Origin of the sequence: Pedobacter sp. PLR, assembly GCF_026239675.1 — a bacterium.
GTDB lineage: Bacteria > Bacteroidota > Bacteroidia > Sphingobacteriales > Sphingobacteriaceae > Pedobacter.
In genome coordinates this window covers 97,653-120,426 of the sequence record NZ_JAPIVQ010000001.1, presented here as the reverse complement: position 1 = coordinate 120,426, position 22,774 = coordinate 97,653, and the positions used below count along the sequence as shown (strand labels likewise).

At 38.7% G+C, this 22,774-nt stretch carries 23 protein-coding genes and 1 tRNA gene; 15 read left to right on the top strand and 9 right to left on the bottom strand.

Annotation, left to right across the window (positions count from 1 at the left end; translation table 11 throughout):
• Nucleotides 1-281 precede the first annotated feature (281 nt).
• Nucleotides 282-713: a hypothetical protein gene (locus OQX61_RS00475; protein WP_265839673.1), complete on the bottom strand. Its 432-nt coding sequence runs from the start codon at nt 711-713 to the stop codon at nt 282-284.
• A 334-nt stretch (nt 714-1,047) separates the two neighbouring features.
• On the opposite strand from OQX61_RS00475, the gene OQX61_RS00470 reads away from it, so the two are divergent.
• The 4 genes from OQX61_RS00470 to OQX61_RS00455 all read left to right on the top strand — a co-directional run bounded on the left by OQX61_RS00470 (nt 1,048) and on the right by OQX61_RS00455 (nt 4,698).
• On the top strand, nt 1,048-1,314 hold the full coding sequence (locus OQX61_RS00470) for a hypothetical protein (RefSeq protein ID WP_265839672.1): 267 nt from the start codon (nt 1,048-1,050) through the stop codon (nt 1,312-1,314).
• An 864-nt stretch (nt 1,315-2,178) separates the two neighbouring features.
• Nucleotides 2,179-2,469, top strand: coding sequence for a hypothetical protein (locus OQX61_RS00465; RefSeq protein WP_265839671.1), 291 nt, complete (start codon nt 2,179-2,181; stop codon nt 2,467-2,469).
• Nucleotides 2,470-3,204: 735 nt separating this feature from the next.
• Entirely contained in the window at nt 3,205-3,834 is a 630-nt protein-coding gene (locus OQX61_RS00460; RefSeq protein WP_265839670.1) for a hypothetical protein, read from the top strand.
• A 252-nt stretch (nt 3,835-4,086) separates the two neighbouring features.
• A complete protein-coding gene (locus OQX61_RS00455; RefSeq protein ID WP_265839669.1) occupies nt 4,087-4,698 on the top strand; it encodes a hypothetical protein in 612 nt (203 codons plus the stop codon).
• Nucleotides 4,699-4,722: 24 nt separating this feature from the next.
• Here the strand turns inward: OQX61_RS00455 and OQX61_RS00450 are convergent, their stop codons facing one another.
• The 5 genes from OQX61_RS00450 to OQX61_RS00430 form a co-directional block, all read right to left on the bottom strand.
• Nucleotides 4,723-5,286 carry a hypothetical protein gene (locus tag OQX61_RS00450; RefSeq protein ID WP_265839668.1) on the bottom strand — a complete coding sequence of 188 codons (564 nt, stop codon included), beginning with the start codon at nt 5,284-5,286 and terminating at the stop codon, nt 4,723-4,725.
• 2 nt (nt 5,287-5,288) lie between these two features.
• A complete protein-coding gene (locus OQX61_RS00445) occupies nt 5,289-6,071 on the bottom strand; it encodes a DUF2711 family protein (protein ID WP_265839667.1) in 783 nt (260 codons plus the stop codon).
• Between the two features lie 459 nt (nt 6,072-6,530).
• Entirely contained in the window at nt 6,531-7,745 is a 1,215-nt protein-coding gene (locus tag OQX61_RS00440; RefSeq protein ID WP_322973514.1) for a site-specific integrase, read from the bottom strand.
• A 245-nt stretch (nt 7,746-7,990) separates the two neighbouring features.
• Nucleotides 7,991-8,063: transfer RNA gene (locus OQX61_RS00435), tRNA-Lys, on the bottom strand.
• Between the two features lie 138 nt (nt 8,064-8,201).
• The gene (locus OQX61_RS00430) at nt 8,202-9,407 is read right to left on the bottom strand and encodes a multidrug effflux MFS transporter (RefSeq protein ID WP_265839666.1); all 1,206 of its coding nucleotides are present in this window, start codon (nt 9,405-9,407) and stop codon (nt 8,202-8,204) included.
• Between the two features lie 90 nt (nt 9,408-9,497).
• Here OQX61_RS00430 and OQX61_RS00425 point away from each other — a divergent pair, with 90 nt between their 5' ends.
• Nucleotides 9,498-10,988, top strand: coding sequence for a PLP-dependent aminotransferase family protein (locus OQX61_RS00425; protein WP_265839665.1), 1,491 nt, complete (start codon nt 9,498-9,500; stop codon nt 10,986-10,988).
• 22 nt (nt 10,989-11,010) lie between these two features.
• Here the strand turns inward: OQX61_RS00425 and OQX61_RS00420 are convergent, their stop codons facing one another.
• Nucleotides 11,011-11,847, bottom strand: coding sequence for a L,D-transpeptidase family protein (locus OQX61_RS00420; protein WP_265839664.1), 837 nt, complete (start codon nt 11,845-11,847; stop codon nt 11,011-11,013).
• Nucleotides 11,848-12,205: 358 nt separating this feature from the next.
• Between OQX61_RS00420 and OQX61_RS00415 the strand changes: the two genes are divergently transcribed.
• A complete protein-coding gene (locus OQX61_RS00415) occupies nt 12,206-14,023 on the top strand; it encodes a hypothetical protein (RefSeq protein WP_322973513.1) in 1,818 nt (605 codons plus the stop codon).
• Between the two features lie 85 nt (nt 14,024-14,108).
• Here the strand turns inward: OQX61_RS00415 and OQX61_RS00410 are convergent, their stop codons facing one another.
• Nucleotides 14,109-14,693, bottom strand: a complete 585-nt coding sequence (locus OQX61_RS00410; protein WP_265839663.1) for a chemotaxis protein CheB — start codon at nt 14,691-14,693, stop codon at nt 14,109-14,111.
• A 145-nt stretch (nt 14,694-14,838) separates the two neighbouring features.
• Here OQX61_RS00410 and OQX61_RS00405 point away from each other — a divergent pair, with 145 nt between their 5' ends.
• The 4 genes from OQX61_RS00405 to OQX61_RS00390 are packed head-to-tail and all read left to right on the top strand — an operon-like array spanning nt 14,839 to nt 18,626.
• A complete protein-coding gene (locus OQX61_RS00405) occupies nt 14,839-15,744 on the top strand; it encodes an SMP-30/gluconolactonase/LRE family protein (protein WP_265839662.1) in 906 nt (301 codons plus the stop codon).
• A 9-nt stretch (nt 15,745-15,753) separates the two neighbouring features.
• Entirely contained in the window at nt 15,754-16,533 is a 780-nt protein-coding gene (locus OQX61_RS00400) for a toxin-antitoxin system YwqK family antitoxin (protein ID WP_265839661.1), read from the top strand.
• A gap of 32 nt (nt 16,534-16,565) precedes the next feature.
• Nucleotides 16,566-18,317: a phage baseplate assembly protein V gene (locus tag OQX61_RS00395; protein ID WP_265839660.1), complete on the top strand. Its 1,752-nt coding sequence runs from the start codon at nt 16,566-16,568 to the stop codon at nt 18,315-18,317.
• 6 nt (nt 18,318-18,323) lie between these two features.
• Entirely contained in the window at nt 18,324-18,626 is a 303-nt protein-coding gene (locus OQX61_RS00390) for a PAAR domain-containing protein (protein WP_265839659.1), read from the top strand.
• Nucleotides 18,627-18,639: 13 nt separating this feature from the next.
• Here the strand turns inward: OQX61_RS00390 and OQX61_RS00385 are convergent, their stop codons facing one another.
• A complete protein-coding gene (locus OQX61_RS00385; protein ID WP_265839658.1) occupies nt 18,640-18,783 on the bottom strand; it encodes a DinB family protein in 144 nt (47 codons plus the stop codon).
• 325 nt (nt 18,784-19,108) lie between these two features.
• Between OQX61_RS00385 and OQX61_RS00380 the strand changes: the two genes are divergently transcribed.
• From OQX61_RS00380 to OQX61_RS00360, 5 genes are all read left to right on the top strand, one after another.
• The gene (locus OQX61_RS00380) at nt 19,109-19,585 is read left to right on the top strand and encodes a carboxymuconolactone decarboxylase family protein (RefSeq protein ID WP_265839657.1); all 477 of its coding nucleotides are present in this window, start codon (nt 19,109-19,111) and stop codon (nt 19,583-19,585) included.
• 55 nt (nt 19,586-19,640) lie between these two features.
• Nucleotides 19,641-19,979 (top strand): YciI family protein, encoded by a 339-nt coding sequence (locus OQX61_RS00375; RefSeq protein ID WP_265839656.1) that lies wholly within the window; start codon nt 19,641-19,643, stop codon nt 19,977-19,979.
• Nucleotides 19,980-20,030: 51 nt separating this feature from the next.
• Nucleotides 20,031-21,275 (top strand): sigma-70 family RNA polymerase sigma factor, encoded by a 1,245-nt coding sequence (locus OQX61_RS00370; RefSeq protein WP_265839655.1) that lies wholly within the window; start codon nt 20,031-20,033, stop codon nt 21,273-21,275.
• A gap of 18 nt (nt 21,276-21,293) precedes the next feature.
• Complete coding sequence (locus OQX61_RS00365; protein WP_265839654.1) at nt 21,294-21,575, top strand: hypothetical protein; 282 nt, start codon at nt 21,294-21,296, stop codon at nt 21,573-21,575.
• Nucleotides 21,576-21,666: 91 nt separating this feature from the next.
• Nucleotides 21,667-22,686, top strand: coding sequence for a hypothetical protein (locus OQX61_RS00360; protein WP_265839653.1), 1,020 nt, complete (start codon nt 21,667-21,669; stop codon nt 22,684-22,686).
• Nucleotides 22,687-22,774 lie beyond the last annotated feature (88 nt).

The window sequence follows — 22,774 nt, the reverse complement described above, 5'->3', positions numbered from 1 at the left end:
ATAATATATGCCATTCGGTGAATCGTTTGGCAACCTCTAATTTTTTTTTTAAAAACGGTTAGTAGTACAATTTATAGGGTTTAAAACAACAAAGGCTTAGATTTCTCTAAGCCTTTCTGTGATCCCGCTGGGATTCACACCTAGTGCGAAAATCAGCGTTTATTCATTATCTGGGAGGTTTTTGAATTGGTGCTAACCGAATCGCTCACCTTTTATTTGTACGTTTTTGCTACAATTGCTACATTGTAAATATACTAAAAAGTGATAATAACTGAGTTAAACTAGTTTTGGTTGTTTGGAGATGCTGCTGTTTCGTATTTATAGTGTCTACTATCAAACCACTTCCACCGGTATATTTCAAAGCCTAAATATTTGTACCCACAGTTAAGTAATACAGGTTCAATCTCTTTGAAGTTGAAATAGCAAAACTGTATAAGTTCTATCTTTTCATTATCTTTTAGATAAACTATGATTTGTGAGAATCTGCCAATTTTATATGGTATTACAGAAGTACTAAATCCAATGATATCTTCTTTTGTTATTAACCTAGTGGTATTCCTTAAATAATTGATTTCTTTTAAAAAGTCTTTTGTAACGGCAATTTTCTTAGTTTGGAGGAAGAATGATTTTGTAATTACATAACTATAGGAATAAAACAATAATAAGCCTAATAGAATAGCACCGATTTCTATTGGGGCGCGTTCTGTATCCATAATGCTTAGGACTAAATGGTAGGCAAATATGACAGTAATTCCCGATAGAAAAACGCAATAAATCAATCGAAAAATTGGAATTAGGAAATTAAATTTAGGTTTAAATTCTTGGGTCATTGAGCATTTCTTTATTTTGGAATATCTTTTATTATGAATTAGATGGTAACTTAATTATTAAGCAGAAATTGAAGCAAAAGAACAAAGTAGTTTTTTCTGAGGTGAAGTGCTTGGTGTTGTCACGTACAAATGTAAATAATTATTTTCTAATGGAAAGTTTTGAGGTGAGTGCAGCCTTTTTTCAATAGGGATGATGGTTAGGGTTAGTTAAAAAACAATGGGTAGTAAACAGACTGTATTTTTTATAACAAAACCGGATATTGAATCTATTTTAAAAGAAATAGAAGAAATTTTTGATATTCGATATTTTTTAATGGGGCTTTTTGATAGCCCTCATATAATTCATCATAATTCAATATTTGATGACCCAAAAATTGGATTAACATCTTTTGGAGATTGGAATCTTATTGATCGGTATCTGATTATTCCACAGGTTAATGAAGTCGGTATTCGAGTGGTTGATCAAAAAAAAAGGGGGGAGTAAAGTATGCAATGCCCCCATAAAGTTAGACTGCACAGCCCCCAAAAAGTTAGACACTTTCTTGGGGCATTTTTATGAATAGAAAAACAAAGTTTAGTGTAAGTTTCAAGGAGTCTTTGGTCAAAGAGCTTCTTGAGGGTAGAATTGGATCGACAGCACTTTCTGCAAAACATGGCATTTCGGCTGGTGCTTGGAAATAAGGTATTCCACCGCTACTAAGTAGGTGCATTAACGACACCAGATATGCCTTCGTTCATCTAGGATAAGTACTTATCCTGGATTCATTCAGTCTAAACTATATCTGTTATACTTAATGATTTCCACAAAGTCCCGATTACGTGATAGGTTTCCTCGCATTCATAATCTGCAATCACTGGGTTCAATTTATTTTTAATTACATCAGCTCTCCTTCATTACGTGTTCACCATTCTGTCGAGTAAAACTATACCTTTGTGATCATATTTGAAGCAGATATTGACGCCAAAGGCTTGCGTCAAGGCATACTAAGCAGTCATCCTGTGGATTGCCTATGCTTAGATTTCTCTCTCAATTCGCGTGTTGGTGAGCATATTATACTGAATCTAATTGCAAGACTTGAATTAGAGGCTTAATTCTTGAAGAAATGTATTTATATTGCTCCAACAAAGTTAACTATAGCTAAATCATCATGGGTCTAATTTCTTCTGGTTGTCTGATATTTCTGGGTATAATGGCCAAGTATTCGACAAACAATGATGGATGGAGTTCTGCAAAGAAATACTCAAACTATCTCATTATAGGTGGACTATTTCTTTTAGTTATTGGTCTATTGAGACTGCTTTAGGGCACATTCTCTTTCTTATTTATGATGTAAGTTTGTTAGTAATTATGAGAGGAACGCAAGTAAGGATAATTGTTCACGAACCAGATGATTGGAAGAACGGCAACCTCTTTGGCACTATTGTCAATGACAGAGGAGGTAAACGGTTAGTGGTGGAGCTCATAAAACCTAAAGATTTCATCTTGTTAAGCAACTTAATTGAGCTTCGGCCGAGGGGATTGAAACCATCTTTCAAGCCACTAATGCAATACTATTCCGTTATGGTAGATGGCCTATTTCTTGACAATGAGGGTAATTCTATGAAAGGGGGGATTTATGGTAGCGTCACGATCGATTAACAAGTTGTTCCTGTCAGTTTAAAAAAGTTACGACCAATTAAAATGAAGTACAAAGTTAAACATATTGTTAATAGTGAGACTAGATGGTGGCATTTGGTATTCATCTTGCTTGCTATCGCATTAGCTACAACGTTTTTATATATCTTTCTGATTCCGTTTGTATTCTGGAACATTTACGGTAGTGGTGCTAGTGCAGATAGAATTGGGAGGCTACCGGCGATGACCTTTGTAGGTGAATGGCTACCCTTAATCATAGCATTAATGTTTCTTGGTTTTGGTTTCTACCGAAATACAGCGAAACACAGTCTATCTAATGCAAAATCCTACTTGCTGGTTTCAATATTGTTGTTACTGTTATATCTGTTAAGGATTCCGATTCTGAACTTTATGTTTACAGTCTTCCAGTAGTTACAATATCCACGATCCGGACCTTTCTCTTAATAAACAACAACAAAGCATGAATATGAAAGGATGGAAGCAAAGTGCTATCTTACATCTATGTTTGGAAAGAGTGATGAAAGTTACCTGAAGGAGATCGCTAAGATAGAAGGTTTGGGTGATATGACTGTTAATGAAAGACTTTATGCTATTGGCCTTATGAAAGAATTTGATAGGCTTTCGTGATCCCGTTGGGATTCACACTTAGTGCGAAAATCTGGATTTATTCATTATCTTGGAGTTTCTGGATTGGTACTAACCGAATCGCTCACCTCTGATCTTTACTGGTAATAAAAAATGACGAAAAGGAACTTCTTAAAAAATGAGATCTTGAAAGCTTTGAGCGAAAAGCTCAAGCCTTATGATTATAAATTAAAAAAATCTGATGATTCTTTTATTCAAAAAACTGAGTTTGGATGGAATATGTTTAGTACTACTTTCCTTGTAAGGAGCGAAGGTTGGAACATTAGACCAGGTTTATTAATACGCTTTAATGTGGTAGAAGACTTGTTTCATCAGGTATCTAATTTTGAGAAAAAGTATCATAAGGGAACACCTACACTTGGTACCAGTATAGAAAATTTAAACATCAACGGATTGGAGGCAAGATTTGATTTATTTGAAGAAGCGCAAATCGATCGTGTAGCGAGTGAATTGTTTAAACTCTTTAAGTCGGTTGGAACTCCATTTTTTGAAAAGTATAATAATCTCCCCGCAGTAGACCATCAAATTAATGATGATAATACCGTTTTAACTGGGTTTATTTTTAAAGGAACCAAGGGGCTAATATTGGCCAAATTATTAGGGAGAAAGGATTTTGGAATTCTTCAAGAGAAATATCAACACTACTATGAAAGTTTTTCGGACGGCTTTTATCTGCCTGAATACCTAAGAGTGAAGGAGTTATTATCGAGTAATGACAGGTAAACTAAGAACAAATTCAAAGGCTGTGGAAATCAGACTGGATGAAAAAGGGGCTGCCCTTTTTACGGCTGTATAAACGGGTGTTTTCGAGCGTAGCAAAGTACTTGAAATCATGCGATGGTAGGCAGCTAACAGCAAATAAGCAATAGGCTATATAACTGTATAGCTATTTCCGGACAAGACATACAGTTGTTCTGTTGAAGAAACTTCTAAAGTTGAAATTTTTGGGTTAAGTTCGTCAACTAAAATATAAAAATGAGCGCTCTCAAGAAAATCTTGTCCGAAAAAACAAATAATGAATTAATGTTTTATGTTAAAAATATTGATAAACATACAGAAGAAGCTGTTGGTCTGGCCTTAAAAGAACTGAATAATAGGAATGTACAATTGCCTGAAGGGTTAATTGATAATATCGAAATACAGCTGGAAGTTAAAAGGAAAAAGGAGCAGAACGAACGAGTCTCAGGTTGGGATGAAAATGTCGTTGTTAATCTTGATACTCCGCAGTATTACTCAAAAAGAGCCATTTATTGCTTCTCTATTTTGTTTTCAGTATTCTTTGGTTCGTTTATGCTGGCGGCCAATTGTAAGGATGCCAATAAGCCAACCTGGCCAGTAATTTTGTATGGTATTTTATATAATTTACTAGCTTTAGTTGTTGCGGATTACATAAATATAGGGACATCTTATGTCTTTTTAGCTAATGGAGTGGGTGTATTGCTTATGTATGAATTGTTTTGGGGAAGGTACATTGGAATCAGCACAAAATACCGCACGAAATCAATAAGGAAGCCCTTTATTATAGCTGCGGTCGTATTTAGTGCCTATATTATATTAATGATTTATGAAATGCGGGTAGGAAGATAATTTTACAGGTATAAGTAGTGGGGCTTAGTCGAGTACTTTTCCATTAAAATCAATTTTATATTTTGTTTTACAAAAATCTGTTAACTCAATATGATCGACGTTTAATAAAAATGATTCATCATCAAGAGAAACAAAAATATCATAACCGCCAAATTTCCAAATGGTATTACCTTCTTTATCAAGCCGAGATATTTCAACTTCTCCATGAATTAAATAGTCATTTTGTAATTTATAGACCCCAAAGCAAGTAACCTGATCGGCCCTTTTTTGCCATTTTAGTTCCAAGTCAGCTATTGTTAAACAGTAAACAGTGTCGCAGCAACATATAATTAATTCATCATTGTTGATAATTGAGGAATCTGGATTAATGATTGTTGCCCCACCTGATCCGATAATAATACAATCATTTACCAGTTGATTTTCATTAAATATTTTTATTCCATGTTTTGAAGTTGGGTATTCACCCCCTGCTTCTCCAAAGTGATGTTTCGAATATTTGAAGTTATTATCAGCAGAACCAAATATGTAGTTTGGTTCGTCTAAAATTTCTACTGTAAGGTTTCTATATATGTATTGGTTCTTTGCCATGTTTAAAAATCCCAATTATGCATTGTGTCGTCATTACAATAAAAGCCTTCAAACTCAAATTTAGGTATAATATAATTGAGTAATTCGTGATCTCCACAAATTAAATAGAAGAAGCTATCCCAGTCTATGGTAAAAAGTAGTGACCTATCAATAGGGAAAAAGTACATATATCCCCTTACCTGCAATACAAATTCCGAACAGGTAAACTCAGATATATTAAGTGTTTTTCTGTCCTCAAAAAATTCATCGGTTACGACAAGCTTTAACTTCCCTAACGCAGTTAAGCAATTGTAAATCTTAATTAAACTTAAAATTTCAATACGCCCTTCAGTCGGATGAAAAATGCCATTTTTATTAGTGAATTCGTCAAGTATCTTGTGAAGATCTTCTTTTTTTAAATCCTTTCTTAGAGCGCCAATTGATGTTCTTAATGCAAGGTTAATCTCAGATAATTCGCTAAAGCCCCCATGTTCTAATATATATTGCCAGGGTACAATTACCCCATCCTTAATTATCTCCTCATTAGTTGGATAATTAGGATTTTGAGTATAAATTACCCGCCCATCAAAAGGTTTGAGATTTTTGAAAATATCATCCCTTTCCTGAAGCTCTACTAGGCTTATGGTTTTTGTAGGGCTGACTTCAAGTTCTCCTTGCTCATTGTTGTTCAGCTGAAAGAAAGGAGAAAAAGCAATGAATACACTGTCAAAATAGTCGCCAAAGTGTTGTTTTAATGTTGACTCATACTCAGGATATAAGTGGTTTGTGTCAAATATGTTGTCCATTGGTTTTAATAAAACTGATTTTGAAGATAATTAGAATTTGATATCTAAGTCAAAGATATAAATTTCGATTACACTGATGCCGAAATGGCTAAATAGGTCAACGCCTCGGTGCTTATTCAGCTATACAGCAATATGGCTGTAGGTTTAGTAAACTAATTGCTTATGTGTAATGCTGATTAGTTAGTATAACAATAGGCTAGCTAAGCGGAATAGTAGCTTTGTTCTGTGCAGATGATATGCAGAAATCCGCTTCTAGACCTCATCTTCCGGTTACAAAATCTCTTTGTTTTGTAATCGGCAGGTTGTGTTTTTGGGTACCCAAAAACTCCTTGCCTTTATTTATTCTAGCCCCAAAAGGCTAGAATAAATAAAGGAGGGAAACCCCTGCGCAACTTGGGGTTTCTCAAAAGCCATAAAAAAGAGTAAGAATTTTGGCAGAGAAGCCAGTTTCATGAATTGCTAATGGTATTTCTCCCTTAATAAAGCCATATCTGCACCGACCTTAATGTCTAATATCTTAGCATAGTGTTGTGTCGTTCTGATGTTTGTGTGCCCCAACATCTTCGATATGCTTTCAATCGGTACCCCATTTAAAAGCGTTACGGTAGTTGCAAAAGTATGGCGGGCAATGTGGGAGGTTAGTTTCTTGTCAATCCCGCAGAGATCTGCTATTTCTTTCAGATACTCGTTTAGCTTTTGGTTGCTGGGAACAGGAAGTAAATTCCCTTTATTTACGCAAACCTTGTTTGTTGCATAACGATCCATTATTTTAACTGCTGTGGGTAGCAGGGGGATTGCCGATCTGGTTTTTGTCTTTTGCCTATTGGTGAAAATCCAGCGTTCCCCGTCATTTCCCTTTTGGATATGCTCCTGTTTCAATTTAAATACATCTACGTAAGCCAGTCCGGTAAAACAGCAAAAGACAAAAACATCACGAACCTGCCTTAATCTTTCAGATAGGAACTCTTTTCCGGCGATCTGTTCCAGTTCCTCTTGATTAAGGTAATAACGGTCAACATTCTTGGTTTTGCCTTTGTAACCTAGAAAATGATCTTTTTCCACCCAGCCGTTTTCCAAACCAATGCGCAGGATCTTTCCTAAATTCTTGACGTTTTTAACCACATAGTTATTCTCGCAGTTTTTATCAGACCTTAAATAGTAGTCAAAATCATTCAGGAAGGCTTGATCTACTCTTTTAATATCCATATCCGTCAGCTCATATTTTGAAACGAGAAAAGTTGCCAAGTGTTTTTCTAAGACCTTATAACGGTTCAATGTGCCTTGTACATAGCCTTTGCCGACGAGAGACTGCATCTTTACGTTGTGATCTTTAACAGCCTCTAGTAAAGTGTGTGAACCGTTCATTTTTCCCAGATACCGGCATTTAATGGCCTCCGAGCTGATTCCAATACCGAAACTAACCAACTCCTGATGTGCCTGATAAACGGAACTTTGCAGTTGATCCAAATAGGAATTAAGCATTTTAACATCTTCTTTAGTTCCGATCAATCGGCTGGATCGCTTACTCCAACGGCTTGGGTTACAATCCCTGCTGGTCGCAATTTCTGCGCGTTTACCGTCAACCGTAATTCTCATGTAAATAGGGGTGTTGCCACTGATGTAGTTCTTTTGCTTTTTCAGATAGAAAAGCAGGCTGAAGTTCGTTTTCATCATTTAATGATTAAGGGTGAAACAAAAATAGCTTTGCAGTTTAACGCTTACAAGATGTTCAGTTTGTAACTACCTGTTCAGTAGCTAAATATGCGCAATTCGGTGAGTAGGGTGGATTTTCCAAATGACTCACCTAATCGCTCACTTTTTATATGAGAATTGGTGCAAGTTTTGGTACCCCCGTAAAAGTAAAAAGGCCGTTAATCATGCGATTAACAGCCTTTTGTACGTTTTGATTATGAATCTTGTGATCCCGCTGGGATTCGAACCCAGGACCACTACATTAAAAGTGTAATGCTCTACCAGCTGAGCTACGGAATCATTTCCCTTTTTGAGGGAATGCAAAAGTATCAAAATTATGCAGCTTTTCTGCATTAACATGGGCTTAATTTTAATTTAACATGGTTTTTTGGTTTAATCTGTTGATTTGTAGGTAAAAAAAATATAAGGAGATAGGACTTATATCCCTTTATCCAGCGTTCCGATGACTGTTTTCCTATAAAGCAAGCAGCCTAAAGCAATTATTGTGCAGGCCCACATGGTGGAAATCATAGGGTAAGCGGTATTGTTGTGGACTAAGCTTAGGATTGAGGTAATCAGGAAGGCCGACAAATAACTCAGTGAGCCAATTAGTGCTGATGCCGAACCTGTAAACGTAGGGAGGGAAGCCAGGTATAAAGCGGTTGTATTTGGCAAAATCGGACCTAGCATAGCGAGAAATATAAACGCAAGCGAAAGCAATAGGTAGAATGGTCCATTAAAATAGATGACCAAAACCATTGTCGCCCCGGTGATCAGCTGACAGATCAGTGCAAATTTTGTAATGACTTTGATCTCAAAATATTTTAGTAATCTGGTGTTGATCAGCCCTGCGCAGATAATTCCTACGGCGAACATAGAAAAGGTGAAGCCAAATTGTTTCCTGGTCAGGGAATAGATATTGGTGAATACAAATGGAGAACCAGTAATCATGGCAAAGGCTGCGCTATTACTAACCGCTCTGACTAAAGCATAATTTACAAATGCAGGATGCTTAATACATTGAAGATAACCGTATCGGATGGTCTGAAAATTTAATACTTTACTTTCAGTGCCGGGCTTCCCATCTGGCAGAACAGTCAAACATCCCAACAATCCAACTCCTGAAATCAGAGCCATAATCAAAAATAAATACTTCCAGGTGGATTCATCTGAGAGCATACCCCCGATCATAGGGGCAAGAATTGGTGATACGCCCATCAGAATTTGTAGAAGCGTGAAAACATGTGCCACATTTCGGCCCTTGTAAAGATCATTTACCAATGCTCTGGATATCACCTGACAGGAGCTTCCTGCCAGCCCCTGTACAAACCTTAGTGCCAGCAACCAGGTAAAAGAGTTGGTCAGTATGCAACAAACACTACAAACAATGTAAACTGCTAAACCAATTCTTAATGGTATTTTCCTACCCCAGGTATCAGAAAGAGGGCCTATGAATAACTGACCAAAGGCCATCCCGAAAAGAAACAGCGTTATTGTATGCTCTATCCGCACCATGGGCACTTTAAAATAAGTGGACATTGCACTAAATGCAGGTAGGTAGATGTCAATGGAGATAGATCCAATGGCGGTTAAAATACCTAAGGTAAGTGTCGTAAGGAGGGGATGCGGAATAGTCTTTGGCATGATCGGAAAGCTGATTTGTTATCTGCAAAACTAAGCTTACATTGGTTCTTTGTAAAGAGCCATTATACAAAGAATTAATAGAGCCAATTCATGAGCAAAATTTCACCCGAGATCCTGTTGACTTTTATCCATCTGGAACGTACACTTAAAACACCACTTTACATTCAGTTATATGATGAGATTAAGCGGGGGGTGTTTGATGGGATGCTTAAGCATGGGGATCGGATGCCTTCTACCAGAAGTCTGGCTGCGGAATTCAGTATTTCCAGGAATTGTGTGTTACTGGCTTTTGAACAGTTGACACTGGAAGGTTTTTTAACCAGTAAAACTGGTGATGGTACCTATGTTTGTGAGCAGCTCAATGAATTGAAACCTGTTGTCAGAAAATTAAAGAAGATTTTAGGAACCGAAGAAAGCACTTTGATTGCTACTGAAACGGAAGAGCTTCCCTTACATGCGAAATTCGTTTTAAACTATATCGGGCAGGAAGCGATGTTGCCTTTTCAGCCCTCCATCCCTTCTTTAGCAGATTTCCCATTCCAGATATGGGCAAAGATAGCAGCCAATGTGTACCGAAATATTCATAAGCTTCATCTGGGTTATGATAGTGCACAGGGCTATCTTCCCTTAAGGGAGGCGTTGACAGATTACCTTCGGATTAATCGTTCGATTAGCTGTACTGCGGATCATATTGTCCTGGTCAATGGCTCCAGTCAGGCGATGCATCTTATTGCGGAACTGCTTTTAAAAAAAGAGGACCAATGCTGGATGGAGGATCCTGGTTTTCTGAGAGCAAAATCAGCTTTTGCCCGTTTCGGTGCTAAAATCTGTCCGGTTCCCATTTCTGCTTCAGGTATGGATCTGGACTATGCCATACACCACTTTCCTGCTGCAAAGTTGGCCTATGTAACGCCATCCCATCAGTATCCTCTGGGGGAAACGATGCCGCTAATGGAAAGGATAAAGTTGCTGAAAAGGGCTGCACAACAAAATATGTGGGTGATAGAAGATGATTATGAAAGTGAGTTCCGTTATGTGAACAGGCCAATACCAGCCCTTAAGGGACTGGATACTTTTGGAAAAGTAATTTATGTGGGCACTTTTAACAAGACCTTATTTCCTGCCTTGAGAATTGGGTATATGGTGCTGCCTTCGGTAGCCCTTGCGCAACAATTTACGATTGCTAAAGCAGTCATCGATCGGCAAAGCCCGGTAATTGATCAGGCAATTTTAACTGAATTTATCCTCGGCGGGCATTATTCAAGACACCTGAGAAGGATGAGGTTAGTTTACCGCAAAGCTCAGGAGGAATTGGTCGCTTTGTTAAAGCAGCATCTTGGAGACTACCTTCGGGTGGATACGACAGATGCCGGAATGCACCTGGCAGCCTGGTTGTTAAATGATCAGGAAGCCACAGCCGTAGCCTGTAAAGCAAGAGCCAATGGTGTTTTTATATACGCAGTAGACGAACTGTCTGTGGCCTTTAAACATCCTGCAGCATTGATTCTGGGCTTTACCGGATTTAGTCGGGAATTGATGGAAGCAGCCGTCCTTAAATTGAAAATCATTCTGACTGACTAAAGGGTATAAGCCGATAGTCCACTCATTTTCGTACTTCGATAATTGTTCCCGAATTTACCAGGTTAAATAATTGATCAATGTCTTTGTTCTGTAGTGCGATACAGCCGGCAGTCCAGTCTTTTGCATTAACTTTTGCGGGGGTCGTGCCGTGAATCATTATGGAAGAACCTGGTTTTAGCCCATACTTTTTCGCCAATGCTTTGTCTGCTTCATTCGGATAAGAGATCAGGAAACTCTTGTAGTACTTATCGCTTCGCGTAAATTTCACATCAAGGCTGTAGATGCCTTCCGGGGTTTTACCATCCCCCTCTGTTATTTTATTACCCACCGGACTAAACCCAAGATCTATATTAAAGGAAATTATCGGTTTGTTTTTTCGGCTAACGATCATTTTACGTTTGCCCTTGAGGACTAGAATATGATCCGCCAGGGAAAGCGTATGGGCAATGTTCTCCAGTTTATATTTCCAACTTTGTTCTTCGTCCGGTCTACGATAAGCGGAGACTCTTTCATGGCGGGCAACCGCATCGTCATCCTTTTCCAGTGAATCATTAGCTTCTTTGGTTAGCCAGTGTAATCTCCATGTGCCACGATCCTGATAAATCATGGCTTCGTGGTTAAAAACAGGAATGAGATACTGACGAAAACTCATGGGTTTTCCTTTGCTGTCCTTTACCAGGATACTGGTGTCAATTCCTGGTGGAAGATGTTTAAATAATGAATCGTTCCATTTCACACCAGTAACTTTCAAGGCCAGGTCATCTACTACCTCAATCTTGCCTGGCTTAGGCCAGAAACAAAAGGTGAGAACGACCAGCCATATCAATAATAAACCGATATACTTCACTGAATTATTCATAACTAAATATAAAGTTATCTATTGAAAACCGGACTAAATTTTCTGATAAATATAATGTTGACGTACGTCGTTATGGCGGCACTTATGCGGCATCTGTAATGAACAGAGAGACCTTTGCACCGAATGGTTACTCGGTGGTTAAAAAATCCTGGGATAACCGTTTACTCTTGTTCCCAATTCCGCAATCAGCAATGGATTTGAATCCTTTATTGAAAAATGACCAAAACACAGGTTATTAATTTCTAACCATAATACTATAGACGAAGGTCAAAAATAAGAGCCATTAACGCGGGCTCTTATTTTTTACTTTGTATATTCCGCTCGTAAATAATTCATGAACCCTAATTAATTTAATCACTTGAAAAAAAACATCTTATTGGTGCTGTTAACCTTCAGTTTAATAGTCCCATTAAAAGCACAAATCAGTACGAAAGTATATAAGCTTTCCGCTTATGGTATAAAACCAAATACTGGTGAAAATATAAGCCCTTTATTAGGGGAATTACTTAAAGAAATTAAAAGCAAGACTACTGATCAGGATGCAATTGTCATTCAGTTCCAGAAAGGGAAGTATAATTTTCATCCGGAAGGAGCGCTAAAAAGAGAATACTATATCTCGAACCACGATCAGAATAACCCAAAGACAGTAGGTATTGAACTAGATCATTTCAAAAACATTACATTGGACGGCAATGGCGCGGACCTGATGTTTCATGGCCGTATGATTCCCCTGGCATTAATTGAAAGCCAGAATGTGAAAGTCAAAAACCTGAGTATTGATTTCGAAAAACCACAAATTACGCAGATCAAGATTGTAGAAAATGATCCAATTGCAGGTACTATAATCTATGAAACAGCTCCCTGGGTGACTTACAAAATAAAAGATAGTGTGCTTTACAATTTAGGAGAAGGTTGGGAGATGAATCCGACTTCAGGGATCGCTTTTGAAAATAAGACTAAGCATATCATTTACAATAGTGGAGATATCAGAGTAGGCACTAAAGGTGTAACTGAGCTTTCCCCCGGAAGGATAAAGGCGCATCACTGGAAGAACAAAATGCTGATTCCCGGAACGGTTATCGCCATGAGAAGCTGGCACCGTCCAACTCCAGGTATTTTTGTACATAAAGGGAAGGATATTACGCTCCTGAACGTAAAAGTACATTATGCAGAAGGAATGGGCCTTTTGGCACAGCTGACAGAAAACATCTATATGGATGGTTTTGGTGTGTGTTTAAGAGGGAAAAACGACCCGAGATATTTTACTACTCAAGCAGATGCTACGCATTTTTCCGGATGTAAAGGGGAGATTGTCTCTAAAAATGGTTTGTACGAAGGCATGATGGACGATGCGATCAATATTCATGGAACTTATCTGAAAATGATAAAAAGATTGGACGATCGTACGGTGATTGGCAGATATATGGAAGGGCAATCTTATGGTTTTGACTGGGGAAACTTAAAAGATACGATTCAATTTATTCAGTCGAAAACCATGGATTTATGGGATGCGAAGAATACTATTGCTTCGATTACCCCTATAAAATCTAATCCCGGAGATCCTGTTAAGGAGTTTAAGATTGAATTTACTAATGTTTTGGACAAGGATATTGATCCGTCAAAAACGGATGTAGGGATAGAAAACTTATCCTGGACGCCATCAGTAATTTTTACCGGTAATACAATCCGCAACAATAGGGCAAGGGGTGCATTATTTAGTACGCCAAAACCAACATTGGTAGCTGATAACTTATTTGATCATACGTCGGGCAGTGCCATAGTGCTGTGTGGCGACAGCAATGGCTGGTACGAAACCGGATCTTGTAGAGATATTACGATTCGTAACAATACGTTTGTCAATGCCTTAACCAGTATGTACCAATTTACCAGTGCTGTCATTTCCATTTATCCCGAGATACCTGATCTTAAAGGGCAAAAGAAATACTTTCACTCGGGTATAAAGATAGAAAACAATAAGTTTGATACTTTTGATCAACCTATACTTTATGCCAAATCGGTAAATGGACTGGTTTTTAAAAATAATAGGATCACTACCAATACTGCATACCCTGCATATCATAGCAATAAAAAAAGAGTTCTTTTTGAAAGAGTGATAGGTGCAGATCTGGGCAATAACAAGGTAGACGGAAAGCTTACGGATTTGCTTGACAAATAATAGCAGGTTATTTTCCATAAATTAAACGAAAAAGGCTTAGATTTTCTCTAAGCCTTTTTTAATTCCCCGGGCACCTCGCCTGGTTTCAATTGTTCTTTGATGATGATCTTCCCACATAATCAATTATAGCTTGTGGCATTTGTTTAGGGGACAGGATTTCATTGGCACATCCGGAAATAATAACACTTTCCGGCATACTATCTTCACCAGCAGACAGGAGGCTTTGGGCAATAACGTATCCACCTGCTTCGGCAATCATTTTCACACCCTTAGTACCATCCTTACCCATTCCGGATAAAATAACAGCGATTTTTTTAAACATAGTATCCTTAGCTAATGAACTGAAAAATATATCAATGGCCATGTTCACTTTTATAGATAAGTCCCTTTGAGTTAAAATCAGATTGCCATTAATTATAGACATTACTTTGTTTTCGGGCATCACATAGATGATATTAGGCTGTATTTGCATGTCATTTTCTACTTCACAAACTTGAAGGCTGCTATGTTTTTGTATAATTTCAGTCAAAGTGCTCTTTTGATGTGGATACAAATGTGTTGTAATCACATAGGAAACGGCATCAGGAAGCGTATTATCAAAGAATTCTGATAAAGCATGGAGCCCACCCGCTGATGCACCTAAAGCGATAAGGTATTTCTTGTCCATCATAAAATTAAAGGTTTTACCTAATATGGTAAATTTATCCGTAATAATACCGACACTATTTTTTTAATCAGCACTTTCAGCGGTTGAAGAAAATGTAGAAAAAACTAATTGATACTTTTTTCTACATTTGAAATGTAATCCATCTCCTATGAATCTATGTAAGCTTAATTTAATGTTCTTGCTGTTGTTTTGTTCTTCCTTTCTATATGCGCAGGAAGTTGATCCGGGAACAGCAAACCTCTTTGTTCAGGACGAGCTTAAATTGATAGCCAATGATTTCAGTTTTACAGAAGGATGTTCCCCGGACAAACAAGGGAATGTGTTTTTTACTGATCAGCCAAACGATAAAATCTGGAAATATAGTACGGATGGAAAATTGTCGGTATTCCTTGATAAATCCGGGAGAGCTAACGGAACCTATTTCGATCCAAAAGGGAATCTGGTAGCCTGTGCTGATGAAAACGGTGAGTTATGGGCTATAAAACCCAATGGAAAAAGAAAGGTGTTACTGGCAGATTTTCAGGGAAAACAATTTAACGGACCGAATGACCTTTGGATCAATGCTAAAGGAGATATCTATTTTACAGATCCTTATTATAAACGTGATTATTGGACAAGAACTGCCAGAGATTTAAGTAGCAATGATGTTTACTATCTTCCGAAAGGGGCAAAAGAGCCAAGACGTGTTGCCAATGGGATGATCAGACCAAATGGCATCGTTGGAACTGCTGATGGAAAGTATTTGTATATCGCCGACATCGGGGCAGGTAAAACGTACCAATACTCCATTGAAAATAATGGGGACCTGGCTGGAAAGCAATTGCTGATGGAGTCTGGTTCGGATGGTATGACCCTGGACGAAAATGGAAATATTTACTTAACGGCTCGTAACGGTATCCTGATTTTCAACGCTAAGGGGCAAATGATTGCCCGGATTAAGGTTCCTCATGGACCCAGTAACATCTGTTTTTCAGGAAAAGATAAGAATGTGCTGTTCATTACTGCCCGTGAAGCGATTTACACTTTGCCAATGAAGGTAAAAGGAATAGAATAAGTTCTCCATATGAAAAATCATCAAAAAATTATTTTAAAACTCAGCTGTACCTTTATCTTTCTTGGTCTGGGTACAAGCCTTTTTGCGCAGTTGCCTGAAGAGATTCAATGGAAACATCTGGTTAAAACCTATAATGCTGATAGTACAGAAATGGTACTGTCCTTAAATGATAAACTATTGGAAGGCCAGTATAAAATTCCTTTAGATGAGAGTAGCTTCGCTTTGTACACCATTAAAAAGGGGTTGATTACGGGTGAGGCCTTTTGGTACTCGCAAGGCGGAAGAATGGAATGTAAACTGTATTATAAAAAAGGTGTATGCAACGGTTTAAAAGAAAATTACGACAGTGAGGACAAAGTTTGGTTACGTCAGGAATATAAAGATGGGAAGCAACACGGTACAAGCGAAATGTATACCGGGGGTAAAATCGTCAATAAATCAGCATATAAGGCAGGTAAAAAAGATTGTTTGTCCTTAACCTATTCTGACGATCAGCTTACTACCGAGGCTAATTATGAAAATGATAAGCGAAACGGAATTTATCGTGTTTATAATGGGGGTAAAATTGTGACTGAGAATAATTATAAGGACGATTTGCAAAACGGTTTATCAGTATCATACCTATCGGGTAAAAAAAGTATGGATTCAACATTTGAAAACGGGAAAAGACACGGCGTTTCGCACATGTACAAACCCGATGGAAGCATTCTTTTCGAAAGTTATTACCTCCTGGGAGAAAAAGTCTCAAAGGATGCTTTTGAAAAATACCAGCAAAGCGATAAAAAATAATTATTTGGATGGGAGTAGTATAACTAAATTAAATGGCAATCAAATCACCGGCAGACATCATAGATCCTACTCTTTCCCTGGTAGTGAAAGTTTCAGGCACCATTATTCCTGATTATTATCCCCTGATCTCTGTAGAGATCTATCATGAGGTAAATCGCATCTCGTATGCTGAACTGACCTTTGCTGATGGGGCTGTGGATACCATGGCTTTCCCGATCATTGACAGTGATAGTTTTGTGCCTGGAAATAAGATTGAAATTCTCGGTGGTTACGGTGCTGAAGATAAACTGTCCATATTCAGTGGAGTGATTGTTAAACAAAGTATTGAGATTAGTGGTGACAATGTTTTCAGGTTAATGCTGAGCTGTAAACATGAGGCGATTGGCATGACTTTTAATCGTAAAGATGTGGAGTTTACCGGTCTGTCGGATGGTGATATTCTAAAGAAGATCATCAAAGATAATCAATTGAAGGGAGTGGTTGACAGTACTTCGCTTATCCAGGAAACGGTTACTCAGAAAGGGGCAACTGATTGGGATTTCATCCTTTCAAGAGCAGCGTTTTATGGGTTATTAGTCACCTGCGTAAAAGGTAATACGGTAGAGATTGCTTTGCCAAAGCTGAGTGCTGATCCGGTACTGCGACTTGCTTTTGGTGATAGTATCCAGAGTTTTAATGCAGAACTCGATGCCCGGATGCAGTCTCCGGAATTGGAGGCTTCTGTTTGGGATATTAAAACGCTGACTTTGCTGAAGGCAAATGCCACAGAACCGGGGCTTCCTGATCAAGGCAATATATTTACCTGCGCAGCCATGGAAAAGGCAGAAATTGAAGCCCGGGCAAATGCTTCTTCGTTAAAAATGCGCCTTTCAGCATTGAAGGGGAGTGTTACTTTTCAGGGGAATGGATCAGTTCTGCCTGGAAAATTGGTGTTGCTGGAAGGTGTTGGCTCCAGGTATAGCGGAAATGCCTTTGTTTCTTCGGTAAACCATTGTATTGAAAATGGATCCTGGAAGACTACCGTTGGCTTTGGTCTGGATGTTGCACCCATTGCCGAGCAGGGAAATTTTAATCTTCCTCTTGCTGCAGGTCAGTTGCCTGCGGTCAGCGGCTTACAGATCGCTACGGTTAAAAATCTTTTTGAAGATCCACAATCTTTACATCGTATCCAGCTGACTTTAAATTCAAGTGCCGATAACCAAACCTGTACCTGGGCGAGGGTCTCCAATTTTTATGCTACGGCAAATGCAGGTTCCGGATTTCTTCCTGAGATTGGGGATGAAGTAGTGGTAGGCTTTTTGGATTCAAACCCCCGTTATCCCGTAGTGATAGGCTCACTTTACAGCAATTCAAAAGCACCTGTCCATCCGGCAAAAGACAATAACAATTTTATCAAGTCTATCATCACCAAAGGGAATCTTAAAATCTCTTTTGATGATGAAAAGAAAGTGATGACCCTGGGAACTCCCGGAGGGAATGCAATCGCCCTGGATGATGAAAATAAAAGGATGGTAATTTCCGATCAGCATGGCAATATCATCACCATGGATTCTAAGGGAATTAGCATGGTGAGTGACAAAGATATCAGTCTTAAAGCATCAGGGGATATTAGCCTGGATGCAAGTGGGAAAATAGAGCTGATGGCTAAAAAAGACGCAGTTGTTTCAGGCATGAACGTGACTAATAAAGCTAAAATTGGCTTTATAGCCGAAGGAGGTGCCACCGCTGAGTTAAAATCATCGGGTCAGACCATAGTTAAAGGAAGTATTGTAATGATTAATTAGCAAATTATGGGAATGATGGCTGCCAGAATAACAGATATGCATGTATGTCCGATGATTACCCCCGGTATAGTCCCGATTCCGCATGTAGGAGGTCCTTTGATTGGGCCCGGAGCCCCTACGGTTTTGATTGGTGGTTTGCCAGCCGCATTAGTGGGGGATATGGCGGTTTGTGTAGGTCCTCCGGATTCAGTGATAAAAGGATCTGCAACCGTCCTGATCTGTGGCAAACCCGCAGTAAGAATGGGTGATTCTACCGCTCATGGTGGTACGGTTACTCTGGGATTTCCAACAGTTTTAATTGGAGGATAATGAGGTAAGAGGATTAAATTTTCTTACTGTCTTCATAAGTAGGGCCATACATGCCCGGTACTTTGTTTCCTGTTGCCCGCAGGTAAACGATCAATTCGCCACGATGGTGATAAAGATGATTAAAAAGAAATCCCCGCGTCGCGATGCCCCTTGGCATTGGGCCAGGAACTATCCATTCGCCTACTTTCAGGGTCCAGTTATCTTGCAGTTTTCTGGAACCGCCTGTAATAATTTCTGTGTGCTGTTTACTTCATTTTCGAATTCACTGGTAAGATATTGGAGTATCATAACAATATTGGATTTAAAATTCATTAAATAATAGCAGGTATAAAACATCCACTATCGCTAATAAGTTGTTCATGAATCAGGTTTTCTTAATTGGGTAAAAGATTTTTATTTTAAAATAATTTCAATCAGCTGTCCAATTTCTATATGCTCATGCATTATTGTGGTATAAATCAAATTTTATAAAACAATATAACATGGAACAGAGAATTAATGCCTTTGAAAAAGGCCAAAATGCAATGAAAGCAATGTACGGTATAGGTGCCTACCTTGGGAAATGTTCAATTGAACAAGAGCTTTTACACCTGATTTATTTCCGGGTATCACAAATTAATGGTTGTGCTTATTGCCTGGATATGCATTCCAAGGACTTGATTGCAACAGGGGAGACGCCACAACGTATTTTTCTACTGGATGCCTGGCGGGAAGCTCCTTTTTATAGCGCACGTGAACGTGCTGCATTGGAATGGGCAGAAGCTGTGACGAAAATCAGGGATGGAAATGTTGCCGATGACGTCTATGAAAAGGCTGCTGCACAGTTTTCTGACGAAGAACTTATTGACCTGACATTGGCAATAACCACGATTAATAGTTACAATCGAATCAATATTTCATTTCGTACCACAGCTGGAGGTTACCAGGTTGGTCAACATAAAGTGCAATTGGTAAAATAGAAGTAAATGCTATTCAAGCAAATTCATATATTGAGACATTATAAAAACTAATAAAATGAGAGACTTTATATTCGTATTTCGCCAGACTAGCTATGATCAAAGCAATACCACGGATCAGGAAAAGGAGGTGCTAAATAAAAAATGGAATGATTGGATAGGTGGGATTGCGGCACAGGGGAAATTAAAAAACCATGGGGCCAGACTGGAGCCAGCGGGCAAGGTACTTAAGCCGGGAGGTGTGGTTACGGACGGTCCTTTTGTAGAGATCAGAGAAAGGTTGGGTGGCTTTATTGTCATTATGGCTAACGATCTGGAAGAAGCAACCACATTGGCTCACGGTTGTCCGGCGCTAGACGCAAATGGTAGTGTTGAAATCAGACCGGTTTTTGTTTAAAATAAAAGCCAGAGCAGCTGTGTTTTGTGACCACTGCTCTGGTAAATACTTATGGAGAAGGAATTTTTAAAGCATTTATTCCAGCAGGAGTTTTCTAAGATGGTTGCTGTAATCAGTAAGCGCTACGGGTTGCAGCATATAGAACAGGCTGAAGACATCGTTAGTGAAACATTTCTACTGGCAACGGAAACCTGGAAAATAAAAGGGCTACCGGCAAACCCATCCGCGTGGCTCTATACTGTCGCAAAGCAAAAGACACTTTCCTATTTTAGAAGGAACAAAATTTTTGAAGAGAAGGTAGTACCAGCGCTTAGCCAAAAGCAGGAATTGCTGGAAGGTACAGATGAATTTAGCTTTTCAGAAGAAAACATCAAGGACAGCCAGCTGCAAATGCTTTTTGCCATATGTACGCCGGAAATTGCCAGCGAAGCACAAATTGGTCTGGCATTACGTATTCTTTGCGGCTTTGGGATTGATGAAATCGCAGAAGCATTCTTGTCCAACAAGGAAACCATAAATAAAAGGTTGTTCAGAGCGAAAGAAAAACTGCGAACCGAGCAGATTCAACTGGCTTTTCCTGCCGAAAATGAAATTGTTAAACGCCTGGATAATGTGCTACATATCATTTACTTGCTTTTTAGCGAAGGGTATTACTCTAAAACTCAGAATCAGATTCTGCGAAAGGATTTTTGTATTGAAGCATTGCGGTTGGGCGTCTTGCTTACAGCAAATGAAAAGACGAACCAGCCAAAAACAAATGCGCTGATCGCTTTGATGTGTTTTCACGCTTCGCGCTTTGATGCCCGGCAAAGTAGTGAGGGGGAACAGATTTTATACGAACAGCAAGATGAAGGTCTGTGGGATCAAGAGCTGCTGAGCAGAGGTATTTATTTTTTGAAGCGTTCCGCTACCGGTGAAGAATTAAGTACTTATCACCTGGAAGCCAAAATTGCTTATTGCCATTGTACAAAAGAAGATACTGTAGAAAAATGGGAAGAGATTTTGCAATTGTATAATCAGCTTGTGATCATAAATTATTCTCCAGGGGCTGCCCTCAATAGAACATTTGCGCTCTATAAAGCGAATGGAGCAGCCGTTGCGCTACCTGAAGCGGAAAAGTTAAAGCTGGATAACAACCATTTTTATTTCATACTGCTTGGAGAGCTCTATAAAAGTATAGATAAAACGAAGGCAAAAGAATACTTTGAAAGGTCAAAAATATTGGCAAAAACATCAGCTGAACAGCAACTGATTCAAGAGAAAATAAGTCAGCTGATATCGGATGAAAATATCTAGTCGAATAGCTGTTATCCGGTGAGTAGGGTAGACCATAGTATTTGTCCAAATCTGAACATAAACCGTCCATTATCTAAAGATTTTACAAAGCCAGTGCTCATTTCCATCCTTATAGCATTGCCAATTGGTTATTTACTATGTCAAAACTGGCTTGATTCCTTTGCTTATCGCATAGATCTGCAACTTTGGTTCTTTATGGTTGCCGGATTTTTAGCCTTGTTGATCTCTTTGGTTACGGTGTTTTATCAGGCAATCAGAGCATCAGGAGTAAGCCCTGTTGCGGCAATTAAAGCCGGGTGATGTTTTTCTCTATCCAATTTTAGTCCATCGCCCGGTTAAGGTGAGTAGGGTGAATTTCCATCCTTAAAACCCTATTGAATTGGGGCAGAGAATGGATATAGGATGGAAAATCTTATCTTTATTAGTGATGATAAAATCTGTTAGAAACCCGCTTGCGTTGATTGCTGTTGTGGCATTCCTCTGTAGTTCCTGTTCATTAGGTAAAAAAGTGCAAATAAGTGAGTACGCCGGGTTGATTAGTTGTCACCAGCAGAGGACATTTAAGGCCAGGGCACTTAAGCCTCGTCCTATTAACGAGCTGAATATTGATACCGCACTTATAAATCATTTTGGCTTTGCAAGTTTGAATATTGCCAATGCTTTTGGTTTTTTGGATCTATTGCAACAGCTTGTAAAGGCTAAAGAAGATTTTAAACGATCACCTGTTACAGAAAACCGGTTGAGGAGAATAGAAACCACTATGAAACTTTCCGGGCAGATTAATCTCGCTTCATTGGAAATTTCTTCTTTTGCGTCTGAGCTCGATTGCGAGGAGGAACGAATTACGCAGGTGGCAGATTTTTTAAAGGGGAAGGAAAAGCAACGGGAAACCCGTCTGACCGTAGCAGCTATTGGAATAGGTGCTATCGGTGGTGTAGCTTCAGGCCTCCTTTCATCGAACGATAACGCCGGCCATAGCGGGGATTATGTTGGCATAGGTACTGGTATAGCAGAAGCTATTTTGGGGGTTCTTATTTTAAAGAATAGTATGATAACAGAACTGCAACATCCGCGTAACGTTTTAAAAGATATATGGTATGGACAAGACTCTTCTATCTTCCCACCTTCAGTATGGTATTTCATTACTTATAAAAATCCAGCTAAACCAAATGAGCTTTCATTAAGAGAAAAAATTAAAGAAAGCTGGAAAGGTTTTAATCAAGTGGCGGTTGATAATACAGAAGAGATGAATAAGTTTACATTGCAGTACTTTCAGGATAAAGGTGTTTATGGCACTGATGATCTCTATAATCGTGCTAAAATGTACGATCAGATTGAATCTTATGTTAAAATGATAAAGCAAGATTTAACTACATTGTCTCTTGAGTTGGAAGATCAGGATGATCTCTAATATAGAAATCATTACATTCAAAACAGGTCAAGGTTATCATCTCCTTCCAGATTACTCCAGTTTCTATGGCAGTCGATCACGTAATGCT